This is a genomic window from Rhodococcus sp. 21391, assembly GCF_016772255.1.
Classification (GTDB): domain Bacteria; phylum Actinomycetota; class Actinomycetes; order Mycobacteriales; family Mycobacteriaceae; genus Rhodococcus_F; species Rhodococcus_F opacus.
Genome location: NZ_CP063781.1, coordinates 2,745,072 through 2,760,691, shown reverse-complemented (window position 1 = coordinate 2,760,691; position 15,620 = coordinate 2,745,072). Strand labels below are relative to the sequence as shown.

Sequence of the window (15,620 nt, the reverse complement as noted above, 5' to 3'; positions counted from 1 at the left end):
CGTTGCGTCGTGCCGAAAACGCCGTGGTTTCACGACTGTGCCCCTACGCCCTCACCTGCTGCGAACCGCGAATCCGAATCGTTGACCAGCCCGATCGACACGAGTGGGCGGGGGAAGAGCAGATCGGTGAGGTAGGCGAGAGCGACCGCCCAGCGGTTGGCCGCGTTCGGCATCGCGTAGAGGTGGTAGGCGCGCGTGACCACCTTCGCGAGGAACCCCGACAGCTGAATGCCGAAAGGGTTCGCGACGGCGAACCCCGGGCCGAGATCCACGACGAGACCCATGTCGCGATGGCTGTACGGTTTCGGGTCGCCGACGCCCAGGCTTGCCGCGACATTGCGGGCCAAGGCCTGTCCTTGCCGCACGGCGTGCTGGGCGGTGGGAGGGGTGACCGATCCGCTGTTCTTCGGGTCAGGAACAGCCGCGGCGTCGCCGCCCGCGAAGACGTCGGGATGCCCGTCCACCGAGAGGTCGAGGCGGACCGTCAATCTCCCCTTCTCGCTGGGTAACCCGAGCGTGTCGATGAGCGGGCTGGCGGTCACACCCGTCACCCAGGCGACGGTGCGGGTGGGGATCACGGTGCCGTCGTCGAGCGTCACGTGTTCGGGTCCGAGTTCCGTGAGAGTGGTTTCCAGGCGCACGTCGATGCCCCGGGAGCGCAGCACGTCCAGAACTTTGCCGCCCAGCTTCTCCCCCACCTCCGGCATCACCTTGTCGGCGGCGTCGAGCAGCAGGAACCGGATCTTCGCGGGGTCGAGTTTTCGCCGTGCGGCCGCTTCGTCGGCGAGGGCGCGCAGTTGCGCGGTGAGTTCCGTGCCCGCGTAGGACGCACCCACGACGACGACCGTTCGGCGGGCATCGGCAACCGAAGGGTCGGTGTCCCGCTCGGCGAGTTCGATCTGGGTGAGGAGCTGGTCGCGGAAGTACAGCGCTTCGGCCGGCGTCTTGAGCCCCCTCGCGTGCTCGGCGAGCCCGGGAATGTCGAACAGGCGGGTCACCGATCCGGGGGTGAGCACCACCCGGTCCCAGGCCACGTCCTCGACGCCCTGCTCGCAGTCGGTCACGTGCACGGTGCGGGAGTCGAAGTCGACGGAATCGACGCTGCCCTTCACCAGTTCGACGTTCGGCAGCGCCTCGGACAGAGGAACGGTGACGAACCGAGCGTCCAGGATTCCGCCCGCCACCTCCGGCAGGAGCGGGGTGTACAGCATGTAGTCGTGTGGCGAGATCATGGTGATGCGGGCATCGGTCCCCCGGAGACGCCGCGCGAGAGCACGTGCGCATTCGAATCCGGCGAAGCCGCTTCCCACCACTACGATGCGAGTTGGCTCTCCAGCTGATTCGTTGGTCATACAGAACACTGTCCCCGCCCTGGGCTCGAACGAAACAATCGCCGGCGTCGCTGCACCGCGGTGTGAGGACGGGGAATACGGGTACTCGCCGTACCGAGAGCGATCGATGGGATCGAATGCGAAGGGCGGGAAGATGAGTGCCGTATCGAAGGCAATGTACAAACCGTTGGCGCTGGCCGCGAGTGTCGCCGGCGGAATCGCGGCCAGTGCGGTTTTCGGTCAGGTGTGGAAGCGTGTCGCCGGCGAATCGGAGGCTCCCGACCCCAAGGATCTCTCACGCAGCGCCCGCGAAGTACTGATCGCGGCGGCCGTGCAGGGCACCGTATTCGGCCTGGTCAAGGCGGCGGTGGACCGCGCAGGCGCGCAGGGATACCGGAAGCTGGCGCACGCCGACCCCCGGTAGATCGAGGCAGTTGTCATAGAACCCCCTAGGCTGAGCCGATGCGTACTCGTTTCGCGGAAAACCTCGACAGCCTGTCCGGCGATCTCGCCTCCATGTGCCGGCTGTCCGTAACCGCGATGTCGGAGGCGAGCGACGCACTGCTGCAGGCAGACCTCGAGCTCGCCGAGCACGTCATCGACGTGAGCGGCGAGCTCGACGATGCCGCGGCGCAGTGGGAGAAGCGTGCCTTCGCCCTGCTGGCGCTGCAGGCACCGGTCGCGCACGACCTCCGATTCATGGTCGGCGGCCTCCACATTTCCGCGGATCTGCACCGCATGGGCGGTCTCGCTGTGCACATCGCGAAGATCGCCCGCCGACGGCATCCCGATCACGTCGTTCCCGACGAGGTCCTGGACGTGTTCACCGAGATGGGCGCCGTCGCCGTCGCGCAGGCGAGGGAAACCGAGCAGGTGCTGCAGCACCGCGATCCCGAGCGCGCACGCGGCTTGCTGACGGCGGACGAGGCGATGGACGATCTCCATCGGAGCCTGTTCACGATCACCCAGGCCGAGGACTGGCCGCACGGTGTCCAGTCCGCCGTCGACATCACCCTGCTCGGCCGTTTCTACGAGCGGTTCTGCGACCACACGGTCGAGATCGGCAGGCGCGTCATCTTCCTCGAGACCGGGAGCCTGCCCGAACAATGAGGGCGACGCCGGGTCAGCTCAACCCTTCCGCCGCGGCCACCGACGGCACCGGACCCCGGGTGTAGACGTCGAGGTGGAAGTCCGCGTCCCGGTACGCCCCGGCACGGTGGAGGCCGTCGGTCGCCGCGACCGTCTCGTGCACCGCGCGCCCGGTCTGCGGATACTCCGGTACCGGATGCTGCCAGTGGACCGCCACGAGGGTGCCACCCTCTTCGAGGGCGTCGACGGCACGTCCCAGCGTGGTCGTGAGGTCGGCGGGCGTCAAGTAGTACAGCACCTCACTGAGCACCACGAGGTCGAAGGCGCCGGGTGGCCACGGGTCGAGCAGCGATGCCCGGCCGAGTTCCACCCGGTCTGCCAGTCCTTCGCGACGCAGACGGTCCCGTGCGCTCTCCAGCGCACGCGGTACCACGTCGGTTGCGACGACCCAGTCGCAGCGTCGCGCCAGGTGCGCCGTGAGCACGCCGATCGAGCACCCCGGTTCGAACGCCCGCCGATAGTGCGGGCGGGGCAGGGCCGCGAGAGTGAGCGCGTACTTGCGGCGTTCGTACCATCGTTCGTCGAAGCCCCACGGATCCGCCGATTCGGCGTACATCGTTTCGAAGTAGCCGGGATCCATCGCGCTCACCACAGCACCCATTCCGTCGTCCGCATCAGTCTCGCGAGCACCCACGGCGGGAGGATCGCGGCGTCCCGCGGGTCTTCGGAAAGCGGGAGAATCTGGGTGCGGAATTCGTCGACGGCACGGCGTTTGCGTTCCAGGATCTCCGCGGCCGGGGTCAGGACGCGTATCCGGTTCCAGGGCACCGCCGGATCGGCCGGCCGCGCCCAGTGCCACATCCAGACCGGATACTCGATCAGTCGGTGACCGGTGATCGAACAGGCTTCTGCCGCAGCTCTTCCGGTGGCTTCGTGATCGGGATGGCCGTCGCCTCGCCAGGTGGCGAGCACCCACACCCTCTCCGCTTCTCCGGGGGTCGCGGTGAGCACGCCGACGAGGCGGGTGGTGAGTTCGTGCTCGTGCGCGCTCACCCCGCCGTCCGGTATTCCGAGTCGCAGTGGTTCGCCGACACCCAGCAGTGCTGTCGCCTGGTTCGATTCCGCGATCCGTGCGGCGGCCAGTGCGTCGGGCGTCAGCGTCGGCGAGTCGGGGTGGGACGCCGCACCGTCCGTCACCGCCACCACCACGACGGGAATACCGGCGGCCGCGGCAGTGGCCATCAGCGCGCCCACACCGAGTACCTCGTCGTCGGGATGTGGTGCGACGACGATCAACCGGTCGCACTCCGCGAGTGGTACCGGCAGGAAGGGGGTGGACGCCAGCCACGGCTGCCATTCGTCCTCCGGTGTGCCGCGCGCGGCCACCGGGAGCTCCCGGAATCTGGTGCCGTTGTCCACTGTCAGTCCTCCCCCGCGACGAGTGCGCCGAGTGTCGCGAGATCGCGCTCGGCGTGGGATTGCCGGATGTACACGAGGAGGTCCGCGACATTGCGGGCATGGCCGGCATCCGTCGCGAGGGGCGCGGCGCCCAGCGCGCGGCCGACGCGGTCGATCACGTCGCTCGCGGTCCGCTCGATCAGCGCTCGCACCCGGAACGCGCGCGTCTGGGCGGACCTCCGATCGAGGGGGCTCGCATCCACTTCCCCGGCCGCGGACTCGAATGCCCATCGTGCCGCGCTGACGGCGACGTCGATCGCGCCGAGGTGCGCGAGCTGGTGACTGTCCGCGCGGCCACTCCGGGCCTGCACCCGCAGCGGTTCGGCGACGGCGAGCGCGCCCCCGAACCAGCACGCCGCCACCCCGATGCCGCCGTGCCAGAACCCGGGACGGTCGAGGTACTCGTCCGCAGCGCCGACCGGTCGCGCGGGAACGCCGTCGAACGTCACCGATTCGGTGTCGGTCGCCGCCATGCCCGAATTTCGCCAGCCTCCGTGGCCCGCCGTGACACCCGATTCCCGCAGGTCGACGGCGAACAGCCGGGGTTGCCCGTCGACTCGTGCCGTGACCAGGGCATGCGTGCACATCGACGCCCCGGAGCACCATGCCTTCGTCCCCCGCAGGCGCCACCCGGCCGCGTCGTGGGAGGCGTCCAGCACGGGGTGCGGTGGCTCGCTGGCCCACACACCCCAGAACTCGTTCCGGCCGGCGCGGGTCCCGTCGACTTCGGCGAGGATCGCGTCCGCGTCTGCGTGCGCCTCGAGGAGCCGGCCCACCGAGAGGTCGTGGCGGCACCACTGCGTCAGCCGCGCCCACCGGGCTGCGGTCGAGCCGCCGCCCGGCAGCGGCAGTTCCGCGTCCCCCGAACGGATGATCGCCCGCACTGCTGCGGCGGCGGGGCTGCTGTCGTGGGTCACGTCGGCGCTCATCGGTCCTGCAATCCCTCGAGGTACGTGGCGAACCCCTGCGGGGCTCGGGCCTCGACTCGCGCCGACGTCTCCACCGGGGCGTCGATACTCCACACCACGTTCGCTCCCCGCCCGACCATCCGCTGCACCAGATCCACGTCCTCGTGCGCGGGCAGTGCGGCAAAACCTCCCACCGCCCGATACAGCTCCGCGGAGAATCCGAGGGACGCGCCGTGCACGTGCCCATGGGCGGCGCCGGACCGGTAGGCGCTGCCGTACCGCGACCGGACGTGGTCGGGCCACCCCGACCAGTCGGTGACCGCCACCGTGCCCGCCACCAACTGCGCCCCACGACTCGCGTGCTGCAGGTGGGACGAGAGCCAGTGGGCGGGGACCTGCGAGTCCGCGTCCGTCGTGGCGAACCATTCGTGTGAGCGTGGGGCGACCGAGTCGAAACCCGCACGACGGGCCGCGCCGACGTTCCGCGCACCCAGGACCACGACGTCGACGTCCGCCTCACGGACGACGGCTTCGCTGCCGTCGGTGCATCCGTCGAGCACCACCACCGTCGTGACCGGCACGGACACTTCCCGCGCGGCGGCACGCAACCCCTCCAGACAGTGCGGCAGCAGCGCTTCCTCGTCGTGGGCGGGCACAACCACCGTGATGTGCTCGACGCGCATGACGTCCCCCTCCTGATCACTCACTGTTTCCGGGTTCAGCAAGTACCCAGTCCGTCGTCAGGGGAACCACAACCGTTCGGCGTTGACGACGGCAACCTGGTGCGCGACCGGGACGGGTAGCGCACCCAGCAACGTACGGATTTGACGTCCCCGGGTCTTCACCGTCTCCGCCCTGCCCACGGTGTCCGTGCCGACGACGAATCGGTCGCGATGCCGGGTGATCACCTCCACCCAATCGGCGGCGACGTCGGAGCCGTCGACGATTCGATCCAGCAACACCCACGACAGTTCGACGGTCAAGTTCGGGTGCCGACCCAGTAGTTCGCGGACCAGGCCCAACTGACCGCTGGGGTCGACGCGGCGCGACACGCCCGCGTGGCACCAGACGACGGAGGTCGACCGATGCCGTTCGAGGGCTCGCTCGAGTGCGCCGATGTATTCGTGCCTGCCCGGCATTCCGGTCGAGGCGGAGTCGTGATGGAGCGAGATCGGCACCTCCTTCTCGGCGCAGAACGCGAGAACCTCGTCCATCGCCACGTGGTCGGGAGAGGGCACCTCGCCGAGCGTGAGATTCGTGAGGTCGTCGTGACGGAACATGACCTCACCGACACCGGCCCAGCGATCGGTGCGACTCCACACGAATTCGACATGCTCGACCGCGAGGCGGTCGGTGGGATCGAAACCACAGACGAGCGGCGCCACCGTCAACCGGCCGTCGGATTCGAGTTCGGGTAGCAGGTCGAGGACGATGGCGTCGGTCAGCGAGTGGTAATGACACGGCGCGTTGTCGTCGAGATGGTAGTCCGGCCGCACCGGCTCGGCCGTCGACCACTTCTTCTTCAGCGGGAGACCGAACACCACGGCGCGCTGCGCACCGGCGTCGACCAGGGTGTCTCTTAATTCGTGCACGGCGGCGGGATGTTGCAGGAAGTCCACCACATGCACGTGCGTGTCGATCCACTGAGCAGAGGCCATGTGGTCCGAAATACCAGCAATTCCCGCGGGAGCCGACTCTGATTCGGGATCGGTGCCCGCGGGTAACCTCCCGCCATGAATGTCGCGGACAGCCCCCGCTACCGGAAGATTACCCTCACCGTGGACGGTGAGGAACGGACACTCGAAGTCGACACCCGCACGACGCTGCTCGACGCGCTTCGCGATCACCTCGGGGTGACCGCGCCCAAGAAGGGCTGCGACCACGGCCAGTGCGGCTCGTGCACCGTCCTCCTCGACGGCAGACGGGCCACGTCTTGCCTCACGTTCGCCGTCGCCCACGACGGGGACCGCGTCGTCACCGCGCACGGACTGGCCGACGGAGAGGTGCTGCATTCCGTTCAGCAGGCGTTCGTCGAGCAGGACGGACTGCAGTGTGGTTACTGCACGCCCGGTCAGATCTGTTCGGCGATCGGGATGTTCGACGAGTTCCTGGCCCTGCACCCGAGCGCCGTCACCGAGAACCTGACCGCTCCGCCCGAACTCACCGACGACGAGATACGGGAGCGGATGAACGGAAACCTCTGCCGGTGCGGCGCGTACCCGAACATCCTCGCGGCGATCAGGCAGGCGGCGGAGGCGTGATTCCCTTCGATTACGAGCGGGCCACCGACGTCGACAGTGCCGTCGCCACGGTCACGGGTGACCCGCGGGCGTCGTTCCTCGCCGGCGGCACCAACCTCGTCGACCACATGAAGCTGGGGGTGGCGCACCCGCATCTCCTCGTCGACGTGAGCCGTCTTCCCCTCGACGACGTCGCCGAACTTCCGGACGGCGGGCTCCGGATCGGGGCGGCCGTCCGCAACAGCGATCTCGCCGCGCACGACGTCGTCCGCGCCCGGTACCCGATGCTGTCGCGCGCGCTCCTCTCCGGTGCGTCGGGACAACTGCGCAATGTCGCGACCACGGCGGGAAATCTGCTTCAGCGGACCCGTTGCGTGTACTTCCAGGACGTCTCGACGCCGTGTAACAAGCGGGAGCCCGGCACCGGATGTTCCGCGATCGGCGGTTACGTGCGCTACCACGCCATTCTCGGCGCGTCGGAGCACTGCGTCGCCGTGCACCCGTCCGACATGGCCGTCGCGATGACGGCGCTCGACGGTGTCGTGGTGGTGCGCAGTGCCGACGGTGAACGGCGAATCCCGTTGAGCGAGTTCTACCGGCTTCCCGGGGACCGGCCCGAGCACGACACCGTCCTCGCGCACGGCGACCTCGTGACCGCCGTGGAGCTGCCCCCGCCGCCCGCCGGAAACCGGTCCGCGTATCGGAAGGTGCGCGACCGTGCCTCCTTCGCGTTCGCGCTGGTGTCGGTGGCCGCTGAGCTGACGATCGAGGATACGTCGATCACGTCGGCACGGGTCGCGCTCGGCGGGGTCGCACACCGGCCCTGGCGCGCCACGCTCGCCGAGGAGGTCCTCGTCGAATCGCAGCCGACGGAGGACACGTTCACCGAGGCCGCTGCAGCGGAACTCGCGGCGGCACAACCACTTCCGGGAAACGAATTCAAGGCCGAACTGACCCGGCGGGTGCTCGTGTCGGTACTTCGATCACTCACCGAGGAGGCGCGCCGATGACCCTCGTCGATCCGAAGGTGATCGGAACCTCCGCCGAGCGGCTGGACGCCCACGACAAGGTGACCGGTTCGGCGTTGTATGCGTTCGAGTACCCCGTGGAGGAGCCGACGTATCTGCATCCGATCCTGTCGACGATCGGACGCGGCCGGGTCAGGGCGATGCACACGGCCGACGCGGAAGCCCTGGACGGGGTGCTCGCGGTCCTGACTGTGTTCGACGCGCCCCGCCTCGCGGACACCTCGGACGGGGAACTCGCGATCCTGCAGGACCCCGAGGTTCACTTCCGCGGCCAGTTCGTGGGTGCGGTGGTCGCGGAGACACCGGAGGTCGCCCGGCACGGCGCGAGCCTCGTGCGCGTCGACTACGACGTGGAATCCCACGACACCGACTTCCATTCCGGCCGGGACGACCTGTACGCCCCCGAAGACGTGAACGCGGGGTTCCCGACCGACACCGAGGACGGCGACGTCGACGCGGCACTCGCCGCCGCCGCGGTCACGGTCGATCAGGTGTACTCGACCGCGATGGAACACAACAATCCGATGGAACCGCACGCCGCCATCGCCCGATGGACCCCGGGCGGCAGCGGACCGGTTCTGACGCTGCACGATTCGACGCAGGGCGTCCACTCCGTGCGGCAGACGCTGGCACCGATGTTCGGACTCGAAGTCGAGCAGATGCGGGTGATCGCCCCGTACGTCGGCGGCGGCTTCGGCTCGAAGGGACTGCCGCACGCGCACGACGTGCTCGTGGTGCTGGCGGCGCAGCGGGTGGACGGCCGGCCGGTGAAGTTCGCGCTCACCCGGCAGCAGATGTTCGCCCTCTCCGCGTATCGCACCCCGACGGTGCAGCACATCCGGCTCGGGGCCGATGCGGACGGACGGCTGACCGCGCTCTCCCACGAGGCGATCGTGCAGTCAGCGAAGATCAAGGAATTCGCCGAACAGGCGGCAGTCCCGTCGCGGCTGATGTACTCCGCGGGCACCCGGTACACCACCCACCGTCTCGCGTCCCTCGACGTGCCCGCCCCCTCCTGGATGCGTGCGCCCGGCGAGACCCCGGGCATGTTCGCGGCCGAGGTGGCGATGGACGAACTGGCCGAGGCCTGCGGACTCGACCCGATCGCACTGCGGATCCGCAACGAACCCGACGTCGACCCGAGTACGGGCCGCCCCTGGTCGGGTCGGCGCCTCACCGACTGCCTGCGGGAGGGCGCCCGGCGTTTCGGGTGGGCGGACCGCGACGCGACGGCGCGGGCCCGGTCGGACTCCGAGTGGCAGGTGGGGATGGGCGTCGCGTCCGCAACGTATCCTGCCAACACGTCACCGGGATCGGTTGCCCGGATCGTGTACGAATCCGACGGCACGTACACCGTGCAGATCGGGTCGGTCGACATCGGTACCGGCGCATGGACCGCGCTCACGCAGATCGCCGCCGACGCGCTGGGCTGTCCCCTCGACGCGATCGTCCTGCAGATCGGCGACACGAATCTTCCGTCGGCGACCGTCGCAGGCGGCTCCACGGGTACCAGTTCCTGGGGCAGTGCGATCGTCGCGGCGGCCCGGGCGTTCCGGGACCAGCACGGCACGTCACCCGCCCCGGGCGCGGCGACGAGTGCGGGGACGCCCGACAACCCCGACGCCGACAGGTTAGCGCTCCACTCGTTCGGTGCCCACTTCGTGGAGGCGCACGTCCACCGGGACACCTGCGAGATCCGCGTCGAACGCATGTTCGGGGTATTCGCGATCGGCCGGGTGATCAACACCCGCACGGTTCGGTCGCAACTCCTCGGCGGGATGACGATGGGGATCTCGATGGCCCTGCACGAGAGCAGTGTGAACGACCCCCGGTTCGGTCACGTCGTGACCCATGACCTTGCCTCTTATCACGTCAGCACGCACGCCGACATCAGGTACCTCGACGCGGTGTGCCTCGACGACGTCGACGAGCACGCCAACCCGATGGGATCGAAGGGCGCCGGCGAGATCGGCATCGTCGGGGCCGCGGCCGCGGTGGCGAACGCTGTTCGTCACGCCACCGGCGTCCGGGTCCGGAAGGTGCCGATCCACCTGGACGACCTGCTGCCCGGGTGATCGACCGGGTTTACCGCACGTCCCACGCCTGCGCGAGGGACGTGCGCAGGTGACTCTTCATCGCACGGATCTTCTGGACGTCGGTGGATTTCGGTGCGAGTCCCTCGAGCACGAGTTCCATGAAGCGTCGGCGGCTGACACCGAATCGCTCCAGCAGTTCCGCCGCGCTGGCACCACCGAACGGTGCCCACTGGATCGCGAAGCTGATCATCCACCGGGCATCCGAGCTCACCGAGTGCATCTGCGCGAGCAGATCGCACCGGCGAAGCGCCAGGCGCAGCCACTCGGTGCCGAACGCTTCCTCCGGTTCGTCCGCGGTCTGTGTCGTCACGCCGATCACCGCTGACCGGCGGAGCAGACCGCGAACACCGGCAACTGTTCCGCCCTCGACGCAGGGCGGAACTCGACGCGAACCGGACAGTCGGACGGTGCCGGGACGTCGCCGTCGATCCAGGTGTAGACCCACGGACCCTCGTCGAGTTCGACGATCGCGATCGTGCACGGGACGAGACCACGGTCCGCCCCGTTCACCTCACGGTGAACCACCTTCGAGGACACGATCGATCCGACGCCACACGACGGGACACGCTCGAGGTTCGACCCCTGACAAGCGGAGCAGGTGGCCATCAACGGCGCGAGCAGGGTCGTGCAGTTGAGGCAGCGTTGGATCATCAGCTCGCATTTCTGGGCGAGTCCCTGCCAGCGGGTCATGCCGTCCGTGGTCACGCCGTCACCCCCGTGAGTTCCTGCCCCACCACGTCGTCTGCCATTCGGTTTCCCCCGATCCACACAAGACACCGGTCGGTGTGCGCCCGACGGAGAATCGGGGGCCGTGGAAGTTGGGGGTCGGGCTTTCGGTGTGTTCGGGGATCAGTGGACATCGGGGGCCTCGGTCTGGAGCCGGATTGGGGGGACGCGTATGAGCATCCCGTCCGCGGCGGCGAAGTACAGCGGCTGAACGACCCGGGGACATACCTATTTCGTCCCGTGCAGGTGCCCGGTCAGGGGTGCGGGTCCTGTGCGTGTTCGACGATCCACGCCGCGATCTGGGTGCGCGAGTTGAAACCCAGTTTCGCGAGAATGTGCTCGACATGCCCCTGCGCCGTGCGCTGGGAGATCACCAACCGGGCCGCGATCGCCTTGTTGGTGAGCCCGTCGGCGACCAGTTCCGCGACCTGCCATTCGCGTCGGGTCAGGTGCGTCGCCCCGTTCGACGCCGACACCGCCTCCGGTCGCTGCTCGTCGAGCGCGTACGCGACCGCATCGTCGAACGACGTGTGCATACCGTGGTCGAAGGCGGCGTCGAACGCGCGGTCCCCGATCACGGCGCGGGCCTGCTGCTCGCATTCCGCGTGGTGGACGAGCAGGTTGGGGTAGACGGTGCTGGGGTTGCCGACGGTCTGCGCGACCGCCTCCGCGGCGCCCATCAGTTCGGCGGCCTGCTGGGCCCGGCCGGCGCCCACGGCGACCCAGGCGAGCACCTCGAGTGCCCCGCACGCGCTGATCCGGTCGTCGACCAGATGGGACAGCCGCAGCCCCTGCTTCACGTAGTCGTCGGCGAGGGCAAGGTGTCCGCGTTGCCACGCAGCCATTCCCGCCGCCCACAGCGACCAGCCCCGGTACACGGACTCGCCGTGGGCCTCGGTCAGGGCGAAGATCTCGGATCCACACATCTTCGCCACTGCCCCGTCGCCCTGCATGCCGCTCACCAGCGCCAACCCGAGCAGTCCCCACGTCAACTGGAGCAGGTTGCCCTTGTCGCGGAATTCGGCGAGCGCATCTTCGAAGCATGCCCGTGCGCGCGGGAGATCCCCGGCGAACATGGCGCAGCACCCGGCGGCGTGGACCACCAGGGCACGCATCAGCGTGTCACCGTTCCTGTCGGCGAGGACGGCGCCCTCGTCGACCAGTGCTTTCGCGGCCTCGCGGTCGCCGTGCATCCCCGCGAGCACGCTGTCGACGTACAGCGCCTCGATCCGTTCGCGGCTCGCGCCGCCCGGGTGCCGTCCCAGCAGCTGTCCGAGCCAGCGGCGACCCTCACGGAGCAGTCCGCGGGCGCGCCAGTACGGGTACAGGGCGGCGGCGATCCGCAGCCCCGTCTCGGCCTCCCCCGGCTCGGTCAGGCAGAAATGGAGGGCCGCCCGCACGTTCAGCGTCTCCGCGTCGAGCCGGCTGATCCACATCACCTGCCGGGGTCCGATCCACTCGGCCTCGCACTGCACCACCAGCTGTTCGTACCAGTCGCGGTGCCGCCGGCGCAGCGACACGTACTCCCCGGTCTCCTGCAATTTCTCACGGCCGTAGTCACGCACCGTCTCGAGCAGGTGGTACCGCACCGCCGGCCCCGACTCCTCGCGGATCAGGATCGATTTGTCGATTAACGACGCCACCACGTCGAGGACGTTCTCCACCGGCAGGTCGCCGGCGCAGATTCCCTCCACCGCGTCCAGTTCGAAGCCGCCGGCGAACACCGACAGCCTCGCCCACAGCTCGCGTTCCTCCTCGGTGCACAGCTCGTGACTCCAGTCGACGCACAGCCGCAGGGTCTGCTGCCGGCTCGGCGCGCCCCGCGATCCGACCGTCAGCAGCCGGTAGCGGTCGGTCAGCCGCTGCAGGATTTGTTCCGCCGACATCACCCGCAGCCGCACCGCCGCCAGCTCGATCGCCAACGGCAATCCGTCCAGCCGGCGGCAGATCCGGGCCACCGCCACATGATTGTCCTCGGTGAGTTCGAACTCCGGCACCGCGGTGGCCGCCCGCTCGACGAACAACGTCACCGCCTCGTACTGCGGCAGCCCCTGCAGGGACGAGCGTTCGGGTTCGGGCACCGTCAGCGGCGGCACCCGCAGTACCGCCTCGCCGCCGATAGCCAGCGGTTCGCGGCTCGTCGCGAGGATCCGTAACTCCGGGCAGCTCCGCAACAATGTCTCCGACAACGCGGCGGCCGCGGCGACCACGTGCTCGCAGTTGTCGAGCACCAGCAGCAGTTGCCGGGTCGCGAGGTACTCGGTCAGCAGCACCTCCGGGTTCCCGGAGCGCTGCTCGCGCAGTCGCAGTGCCGCCGACACGGCGTCGACGAGTGTCGTGTCGTCGTCCAGCTCCCCCAGCTCGACCAGCCACACGCCGTCCTCGAATGCGCGGCTCGCGTCGGCGGCCACGCGCAACGCCAGCCGGGTCTTCCCGACACCGCCGATCCCTGCGAGTGTCACCAGACGTGACACGGACAGCAGACGTCGCGCCTCGGCCACCTCACGGCGACGGCCGACGAAACTCGTCAGTTCGTGGGGCAGGTTTCCCACTGTGCCCTTCACTGCCGCCGGCATCACACCGTCACTCTCGACTCGCAGCCCCCTGCGCACACGGTACTCCCGGTGCGCGGCGGCAACGACGCTTTCGGCTGCGGGTCCGCGAGTCTCGGGGCCCTGCGAACCGGATCACCTCGTCCAGCGGGTGGGCGCCCAGCGACCGGTGTAGGACCGGATGCGGTTGGCGCGGCGGGCCGGCCGGCGAGTGGCGGCCTCGGTCAGGCTGTGCGGGATCATGGCGATCCGGCCGCCGTCGACCACGTAGGCGGCCCCGGTGACGAACATTGCGGCCGGCGCGGTCAGATACGACGCGACGGCGGCGACTTCCCGGTCGTCGGGGCCGGGCGATGCGAAGTCCGGTTCGACTGCGGGCACCATGACCGAGTTGACGGTGATCGAGTATCGCGCCAGTTCGGCGGCGAGCAGGCCGGTGAGTCCGCCGAGCCCGGACGACGATGGGGTGATGTTGACGATCCGGCCGCCCTCACCGCTCGCGATCATGTAACGCACGGCGCGTTGAATGCACTCGACGGCGGTGCTTCCGGGGCAGCTGACGAGAACGCCGATTCCGCCCAGCTCCCGGGCGAACTCGTCGACGGCGGCCGCGGAGTCGGGCAAGTCGGCCAGATCCATGCGCTGCACGGCCGCGTTCACCGATCTGGACCGGATGTCGGCGGCGGTGGACTCGGCGCTGTCCCGGTCCGCGGCGTAGGCGAGGCCGATGTGGAACCCGTCGTCCGCGAGCGCCAGTGCGACCGCTCGGCCCATCGGCGAGTCCGATCCGGTCACGACTGCGGTGCGTGTGCTGGGGTGCATGAGTTCGGAATACCCCCTGGTAGATCTGCCCAAACGCTTAACTTTTCGGACTGTGTACGGGCAGAACACAATCCGGGACGAGCCGCACCCGCAACCCGTCGCTGATCGCCGCCGCACCAATCAGCAGTTGGACGGCGCCGGGTCGCCCCGGAACCGGGCGTCGAGGTAGTCCAGGGCGGTCGGCAGGCCCAGCACGGCGGTGGTCAGGTGGTCGGGACTCGGGAACAGATCGGATTGCACCTTGGCGCCGGCGGCGCAGTATCGCGCGACGGTCGCCTCGATCGAGTCGACCGGGATGAGTACGTCTGTCGGGCTGTGCCATTCGAAGATCGGCGCGGTCGGAACACCCGGGTACAGCTCGACGCTGTTCTCGTTCAGCACCTCCCAGGCCTGCGGGCTGCTCATGAGGTCGGTGGTCTTGGCGACCTCCGTCGCGCTGCGACCGGCGCCGGCCGCCAGAATGCCGTTGGTGCACGCGTTGACCATCTCGTCGCGCATCGCCAGGCCGCGATCGTTGAGTTGCTCGCTGATCGGCAGGCGGTCCGGGTACTCACGCTCGAGTCCGAGTGCCGCCGCCATCGCGAGGCCGAATGCCGGATGCGGTTGCATGCCGAGTCCGTTGGCCATCTTGCCGATGTTCATGGGCACACCGCCCTCGGCGACACCGACGATGTTCAGTTCCGGCGCGTACGTGGGTGCGAGCGCCGCGGCCCACGCCGACGCCATGCCGCCACCGGAGTATCCGGCCAGTGCGACCGGGCTCTCCGCCACACCGAGTTCGGGCACCCGCTGAACCGCGCGGATGCCGTCCAGGGTGATGGTTCCGCCGAGTTTCGCGGCACCGTAGGCACTGTTCGGGCCGAGGTGGTCGGGAAGCGCGACCGTCCAGCCGCGCTGCAGTGCGAGGTTCAGTGCCGGCGCCTCCTTGATCTGGAGGTCGGGGTCGTTCGAGTACAGGGTCCGCGACGGCGCGCACCGCGGTCCGAGCGCGTTGATGATGTGCTGATACGACAGCAGCGGCCCGTTCACCGGCCGGGTGCGGGGTACCAGCACGGTGGTGACCGACGAGATCGGGTGGTCCTCCGAGTTGGTGGTGCGGTACTTCACCTGCCAGACGTCGGTGTCGGGGAAGGCGAGCAGCGGCGGCATCGGACGGACCGCGAGGGGCTCCCCGACCGCTGCAGCGGCCAGCCCCTGCGACTGCAGGTAGAAGGGGTCGGGGTCGGACGCGGGATAGATCGGCACGGCGGCCGCGACTCCGACGTTCGCGACGGTAGTGCAGGCGACGAACGCGGCACATAACGCACCCGCGGTGAGGCTCGTGATACGTGCGCGCTTCATGCCGCCTCCTGGTTTGCCTAGAGATCGAT

The 15,620-nt window shown here is 69.2% G+C and carries 16 protein-coding genes; 5 read left to right on the top strand and 11 right to left on the bottom strand.

Annotated elements, in window-relative coordinates; genetic code table 11:
* Positions 1-29 precede the first annotated feature (29 nt).
* Positions 30-1,352, bottom strand: a complete 1,323-nt coding sequence (locus GO592_RS12890) for an NAD(P)/FAD-dependent oxidoreductase (protein WP_039950240.1) — start codon at positions 1,350-1,352, stop codon at positions 30-32.
* Between the two features lie 133 nt (positions 1,353-1,485).
* Here GO592_RS12890 and GO592_RS12885 point away from each other — a divergent pair, with 133 nt between their 5' ends.
* Both GO592_RS12885 and phoU read left to right on the top strand, forming a co-directional pair.
* On the top strand, positions 1,486-1,755 hold the full coding sequence (locus tag GO592_RS12885) for a DUF4235 domain-containing protein (RefSeq protein ID WP_039950295.1): 270 nt from the start codon (positions 1,486-1,488) through the stop codon (positions 1,753-1,755).
* Between the two features lie 38 nt (positions 1,756-1,793).
* The gene (gene phoU, locus GO592_RS12880) at positions 1,794-2,441 is read left to right on the top strand and encodes a phosphate signaling complex protein PhoU (RefSeq protein ID WP_007295599.1); all 648 of its coding nucleotides are present in this window, start codon (positions 1,794-1,796) and stop codon (positions 2,439-2,441) included.
* A 13-nt stretch (positions 2,442-2,454) separates the two neighbouring features.
* Here the strand turns inward: phoU and GO592_RS12875 are convergent, their stop codons facing one another.
* From GO592_RS12875 to GO592_RS12855, 5 genes are read right to left on the bottom strand one after another with little or no spacing between them, the layout of a single operon-like run.
* Complete coding sequence (locus tag GO592_RS12875; RefSeq protein ID WP_007295600.1) at positions 2,455-3,072, bottom strand: class I SAM-dependent DNA methyltransferase; 618 nt, start codon at positions 3,070-3,072, stop codon at positions 2,455-2,457.
* Positions 3,066-3,839, bottom strand: a complete 774-nt coding sequence (locus GO592_RS12870) for a PIG-L deacetylase family protein (RefSeq protein ID WP_007295601.1) — start codon at positions 3,837-3,839, stop codon at positions 3,066-3,068. The genes GO592_RS12875 and GO592_RS12870 overlap by 7 nt, the downstream gene beginning before the upstream one ends.
* Before the next feature lie 2 nt (positions 3,840-3,841).
* Positions 3,842-4,807: an acyl-CoA dehydrogenase family protein gene (locus GO592_RS12865; RefSeq protein ID WP_007295602.1), complete on the bottom strand. Its 966-nt coding sequence runs from the start codon at positions 4,805-4,807 to the stop codon at positions 3,842-3,844.
* Positions 4,804-5,469, bottom strand: coding sequence for a glycosyltransferase (locus GO592_RS12860; protein WP_007295603.1), 666 nt, complete (start codon positions 5,467-5,469; stop codon positions 4,804-4,806). The genes GO592_RS12865 and GO592_RS12860 overlap by 4 nt, the downstream gene beginning before the upstream one ends.
* 57 nt (positions 5,470-5,526) lie before the next feature.
* Positions 5,527-6,444 carry an amidohydrolase family protein gene (locus GO592_RS12855; RefSeq protein ID WP_007295604.1) on the bottom strand — a complete coding sequence of 306 codons (918 nt, stop codon included), beginning with the start codon at positions 6,442-6,444 and terminating at the stop codon, positions 5,527-5,529.
* 75 nt (positions 6,445-6,519) lie between these two features.
* Between GO592_RS12855 and GO592_RS12850 the strand changes: the two genes are divergently transcribed.
* Genes GO592_RS12850 through GO592_RS12840 form a run of 3 tightly spaced genes read left to right on the top strand, consistent with a single transcriptional unit; the run spans position 6,520 to position 10,129 of the window.
* Positions 6,520-7,047 carry a 2Fe-2S iron-sulfur cluster-binding protein gene (locus GO592_RS12850; protein WP_005255769.1) on the top strand — a complete coding sequence of 176 codons (528 nt, stop codon included), beginning with the start codon at positions 6,520-6,522 and terminating at the stop codon, positions 7,045-7,047.
* Positions 7,044-8,036 (top strand): FAD binding domain-containing protein, encoded by a 993-nt coding sequence (locus tag GO592_RS12845; protein ID WP_007295605.1) that lies wholly within the window; start codon positions 7,044-7,046, stop codon positions 8,034-8,036. Before GO592_RS12850 ends, GO592_RS12845 begins: the two co-directional genes overlap by 4 nt.
* The gene (locus GO592_RS12840; RefSeq protein ID WP_007295606.1) at positions 8,033-10,129 is read left to right on the top strand and encodes a xanthine dehydrogenase family protein molybdopterin-binding subunit; all 2,097 of its coding nucleotides are present in this window, start codon (positions 8,033-8,035) and stop codon (positions 10,127-10,129) included. Before GO592_RS12845 ends, GO592_RS12840 begins: the two co-directional genes overlap by 4 nt.
* Before the next feature lie 10 nt (positions 10,130-10,139).
* Here GO592_RS12840 and GO592_RS12835 read toward each other — a convergent pair whose 3' ends face one another.
* The 5 genes from GO592_RS12835 to GO592_RS12815 form a co-directional block, all read right to left on the bottom strand.
* Entirely contained in the window at positions 10,140-10,460 is a 321-nt protein-coding gene (locus GO592_RS12835) for a hypothetical protein (protein ID WP_005246323.1), read from the bottom strand.
* Between the two features lie 5 nt (positions 10,461-10,465).
* On the bottom strand, positions 10,466-10,855 hold the full coding sequence (locus GO592_RS12830; RefSeq protein ID WP_007295607.1) for a Zn-ribbon domain-containing OB-fold protein: 390 nt from the start codon (positions 10,853-10,855) through the stop codon (positions 10,466-10,468).
* 275 nt (positions 10,856-11,130) lie between these two features.
* Complete coding sequence (locus tag GO592_RS12825) at positions 11,131-13,488, bottom strand: ATP-binding protein (RefSeq protein ID WP_039950249.1); 2,358 nt, start codon at positions 13,486-13,488, stop codon at positions 11,131-11,133.
* Between the two features lie 75 nt (positions 13,489-13,563).
* The gene (locus tag GO592_RS12820) at positions 13,564-14,250 is read right to left on the bottom strand and encodes an SDR family NAD(P)-dependent oxidoreductase (RefSeq protein WP_007295609.1); all 687 of its coding nucleotides are present in this window, start codon (positions 14,248-14,250) and stop codon (positions 13,564-13,566) included.
* A gap of 120 nt (positions 14,251-14,370) precedes the next feature.
* A complete protein-coding gene (locus GO592_RS12815) occupies positions 14,371-15,591 on the bottom strand; it encodes a lipase family protein (protein ID WP_005570621.1) in 1,221 nt (406 codons plus the stop codon).
* Positions 15,592-15,620 lie beyond the last annotated feature (29 nt).